Below are 3,700 nucleotides of genomic sequence, written 5' to 3' on the forward strand. Positions count from 1 at the left end.
GTGGTGGTTGCAGCAAGAAGAACAGATACACGCCCATACAAATATCAAGCGAGCATGATTGATGAAATACAAAAGATATGGGACGGAAGGAGAAAACGATGAGAACGGAACGAAGAAGAAAAACGAGGGTACAATTCATCCCATTCATGAGATGGATGCTAGGATGGTACATTTTAGCTTTTGGAATCATTATCGCAATGATGAGCATTGTGCTCTTGGTAGGAAAGGCGGTTGAACAACACGAATCAAAAGTGAATCTAATTAGAAGTGGGCAATATGTAGAACCTGATTTTCAGGATTCGTGGAACAAAAAAAGCCAGCGCGGTAACGCTGACTAACTAATAATATCTAAGGAGATTATAACACAATGTGCAATAAGTTTGAAACTTTACATGCAAATTACCTTGACCCTCCAGAGCCAAAAGTGTGGGGATATGACTGGAAAGGTGAAGAAATATACGTAGGTGATGCCTACTACGAGATTGAAGGGGATTACGTTGGTGAAGATGATATCGACGAATTTTTGAAAGAAGCGTATTTAACCACTTCACTCAAGATTGCGGGTGAGTAGATGGAAGATGTGTATTTAAACGATGACCTACTGGATTCAAAACTGCAAAACGTTTTATACGCTAACAAAGTCATCGGACAAATCAGAATGAAAAATGATTCATACGAGGTATATCTATACGAACCTCAAATAAGAAAAACAAGGGTTAAAACCTACGAGGAGGTTGAAGAGATATTAAAAAGCGTATCGAAATCATTAAAAGAACAGAGTCAAAAGTAATTTTAGATATTGATGCGGACTTTGTAAATCCGCTAATTTTTGAACAATACATGGATTATGGAAAAACAGTGGAGGATGCAGCGATGGCGATAGTACAAAATATCCCCAACGTGAAATCATTCCACATCGAACCACAAGGAACACAGAAAGGAATGTTTTATAAATGAATTTATATGAATTAAGTTTAGCGTTTCAAGACGTACAGAATATGGATTTAGATCCTGAAGTAATGAAAGACACGTTAGATAGTATCGAAGATGCCATCGAGAGCAAAGCAGAAAATATTGCAAAGCTTATTCGAAATCTCGAATCTGACGTAACGGCTTATAAAGAAGAAGAGGAACGTTTGAAAACGAAACGTCAAGCTACAGAAAATAAAGTGAAATGGTTAAAAACGTATTTAGAAGACAACATGAAACTAACTGGAAAAACTAAATTCAAATCAGGAATGTTTAACTTCTCCATTCAAAAGAACCCTGCGAGTGTAAACATCACTGACGAAAAGATTATCCCAGAAGAATTTCTAATCCAACAACCACCAAAAGTGGATAAGACTTCATTAAAAGAAATCTTGAAGAGAGGAATTGAAGTTCCAGGAGCCGAATTAAAACAAACGGAAGGATTGAGAATTAGATAATGAAAAACAAAATCTTAGTAACAGAGAATATCTCGATTGAAATCTCTAAACACAAAATCGAAATTTTCACACGTATTCCGTTTAACATCCAAGTTAGTTTTGAAGAAACAATTGACCCAACCTTAGATGAAGGTGGCGAACTCTTTGGTAAAAGATATCAATTGAATATTTTTGCAAAGCCTAAGTACATGGATGAGTGCATGTCGATAGATGACGTTTCATACTCAATCAGCAATTACAGAGAGTTAAAAGCGTTCTGGAAGTTTGTTGAAAACAACAAAAATAACTTATTCGATATGGCAGGTTATGAAGGAGAAGTCGAAGCATGAGAATTCTAGCAATCGACCCTGGAAGCGCAAAGGTTGCAAGTAGTACGAACGGTATTGTGTTACTTGATAACGCAAGACTAGTAAATCATTGGGTCGTTCCTTCAGCAAAAGTCCAGGATATTCGAAATTGGTTCGAAGAGGTCGGTCGCTTCTTGGATGTGGATGTAGTTGTTATTGAAAAGTTCGAAGCTCGAGACAATGACAAATCAAAGGATAATTCAGTTCTTGAAAACATTGCTTTGTTCCGAGTTCTTTTCCCAGACGCTATCTTGCAGCGCAATGCAGGTTATCAATCAGATATCCCGAATGAATTACTAAAGCGATTGGGCTTGTGGAAATTTGAAAAGAGCCATCACCAGGATGTTCGTGCAGCAGCAAGACTTGGACTATTTTGGGCGATGAGAAATGATGTCAAAGAAGTCATAGATGATATCGGAAAAAGAATAATGGAGGTATAAAGTTTGACAAAATTAATTTTAAGAAAATGGCAAAAGGAGGCTATTTCCCGAAGTTCAAGATTAACAAATGGTATTTTTCTTGAAGCTTTGGGCGGTTAAGGTCGCGGAAAAACTATCTGTGCTCTAGCTATTGCAAAAGAGAAAAACGCTAAGAAAATCATCATCACAAACAATCGACTTTCAATTCTAGAAGGTTGGAAAGAAGCCATCAAAAAAATGAATTTTGATTCAGATGTTGAGTTTATTATCTCAACTGACCGAAGTATTCAAAATACGTTAAAAAAAGGCTCAAAATTCAACTGTGACGTGTTGATTATTGATGAATGGCAGAATATGTCATCGGAGAAACAAGTGGCCTTATATCGTCGCATAAAGCGAAAATACACGATAGGTCTTTCGGCTACTCCGATTCGAAAGAAAGGGCAAAATTTCTACCCACTCGAAAAAACGATTTTTGGCTTTGCAAATCCAAATAATAAGTTTGATTGGCAAAAAGCACACGGAAGAATGGTATATGATCCATTCACTTATTCAAAAGAAAAATGGGAGGATTTTAGAGACTATGAACGCTACGTTAACAATCTCCCGAACTTCTTTAGATGGGAAGAAATCGAAGAAATCGAAAACGCTGTTGAGAACAACGGTTACGAGATTAAGTTCTATCCAGTAACTGTTGAACCGGGAAATTCAGAAACATTAGACAAGTTTAGAAAATTAAATCTTGTAACCGTAAAAGGAGAAACAGCGATGGCAAAACAATCTTTTGGACGAAACACGTTTGAAAGATATCTCAATCAAGCAGGAGTAGAAGTCGATTTTCCAAAAATCAAACCAGTTAATGCTGATACTCCATTGATGTTAAAACTCGATGGATTAATTGAAAGAGCACCACATGACATGCTGATTGTCAGCAAGTCGAAACAGATTGTAAATGTCATCAAAGAACGACATCCACACATTGGAATCTGGACCGGTGACATTCAAGAAGGACTCGACAGAAAAGTAGTAGTTGCTACGAATCAAGTACTCGGAGTCGGTGTTGATGGCTTGCAGCATAAATATCAAACAATCGTTGTTCTAGACCCAGTTGAAGAAGGCTCTGGAGAATATGACGATTACCGCCAATTGCTATGGCGAATAACAGGAAGTAGACAACAACATGATGTAAACGTGATTGAATTTTATTATAAAGGAGAATGAAATTGTTTAAATTACCAGAAAATAAACCACAAGTACCAAAGGACACGCCGCGGAATTACTTCATCTACGGAGAGACCATGAGTGGAAAATCTTACCTAGCGAATGAGTTTCCTAATCCAATTGTATTAAATACGGACGGAAACGCAGAAGCAAACAGCGTGCCAAGTATTCAACTATTGAATGATAAAGACAAATCAGGTCGTATTACTAATTCAGTGATTAAGCAGCTAGGAGAAATCCTATTAGCTCTACAAACGCAAGAACATTCATACGAGACAGTCGTAAT

The 3,700-nt window shown here is 37.1% G+C and carries 6 protein-coding genes and 1 pseudogene; all 7 read left to right on the forward strand.

All coding sequences use genetic code 11. From position 1 onward, the window contains the following. Positions 1–98 precede the first annotated feature (98 nt). Positions 99–338, forward strand: coding sequence for a hypothetical protein (locus ADH02_RS08410; RefSeq protein ID WP_048784026.1), 240 nt, complete (start codon positions 99–101; stop codon positions 336–338). A gap of 29 nt (positions 339–367) precedes the next feature. Next, the gene (locus ADH02_RS08415) at positions 368–571 is read left to right on the forward strand and encodes a hypothetical protein (protein ID WP_048784025.1); all 204 of its coding nucleotides are present in this window, start codon (positions 368–370) and stop codon (positions 569–571) included. A 382-nt stretch (positions 572–953) separates the two neighbouring features. Further along, on the forward strand, positions 954–1,427 hold the full coding sequence (locus tag ADH02_RS08425) for a siphovirus Gp157 family protein (RefSeq protein ID WP_048784131.1): 474 nt from the start codon (positions 954–956) through the stop codon (positions 1,425–1,427). Next, positions 1,427–1,756 (forward strand): hypothetical protein, encoded by a 330-nt coding sequence (locus tag ADH02_RS08430; protein ID WP_048784133.1) that lies wholly within the window; start codon positions 1,427–1,429, stop codon positions 1,754–1,756. The genes ADH02_RS08425 and ADH02_RS08430 overlap by 1 nt, the downstream gene beginning before the upstream one ends. Then, on the forward strand, positions 1,753–2,214 hold the full coding sequence (locus tag ADH02_RS08435) for a hypothetical protein (protein WP_048784135.1): 462 nt from the start codon (positions 1,753–1,755) through the stop codon (positions 2,212–2,214). Before ADH02_RS08430 ends, ADH02_RS08435 begins: the two co-directional genes overlap by 4 nt. Positions 2,215–2,325: 111 nt before the next feature. After that, a pseudogene (locus ADH02_RS08440) lies at positions 2,326–3,414 on the forward strand (DEAD/DEAH box helicase); the annotation flags it as partial. Further along, positions 3,411–3,700 (forward strand): AAA family ATPase (locus ADH02_RS08445; protein WP_048784138.1); only part of this gene is annotated, 290 nt, incomplete at its 3' end. The pseudogene ADH02_RS08440 and the gene ADH02_RS08445, both read left to right, overlap by 4 nt.

The sequence above is a fragment of the Streptococcus sp. 263_SSPC genome, assembly GCF_001071995.1.
Classification (GTDB): Bacteria; Bacillota; Bacilli; order Lactobacillales; family Aerococcaceae; genus Granulicatella.

Bases quoted from the DNA above. Each gene is read 5' to 3' on its own strand.
- ADH02_RS08410 (WP_048784026.1), top strand. From the start codon at position 99: ATGAGAACGGAACGAAGAAGAAAAACGAGGGTACAATTCATCCCATTC.
- ADH02_RS08415 (WP_048784025.1), top strand. From the start codon at position 368: ATGTGCAATAAGTTTGAAACTTTACATGCAAATTACCTTGACCCTCCA.
- ADH02_RS08425 (WP_048784131.1), top strand. From the start codon at position 954: ATGAATTTATATGAATTAAGTTTAGCGTTTCAAGACGTACAGAATATG.
- ADH02_RS08430 (WP_048784133.1), top strand. From the start codon at position 1,427: ATGAAAAACAAAATCTTAGTAACAGAGAATATCTCGATTGAAATCTCT.
- ADH02_RS08435 (WP_048784135.1), top strand. From the start codon at position 1,753: ATGAGAATTCTAGCAATCGACCCTGGAAGCGCAAAGGTTGCAAGTAGT.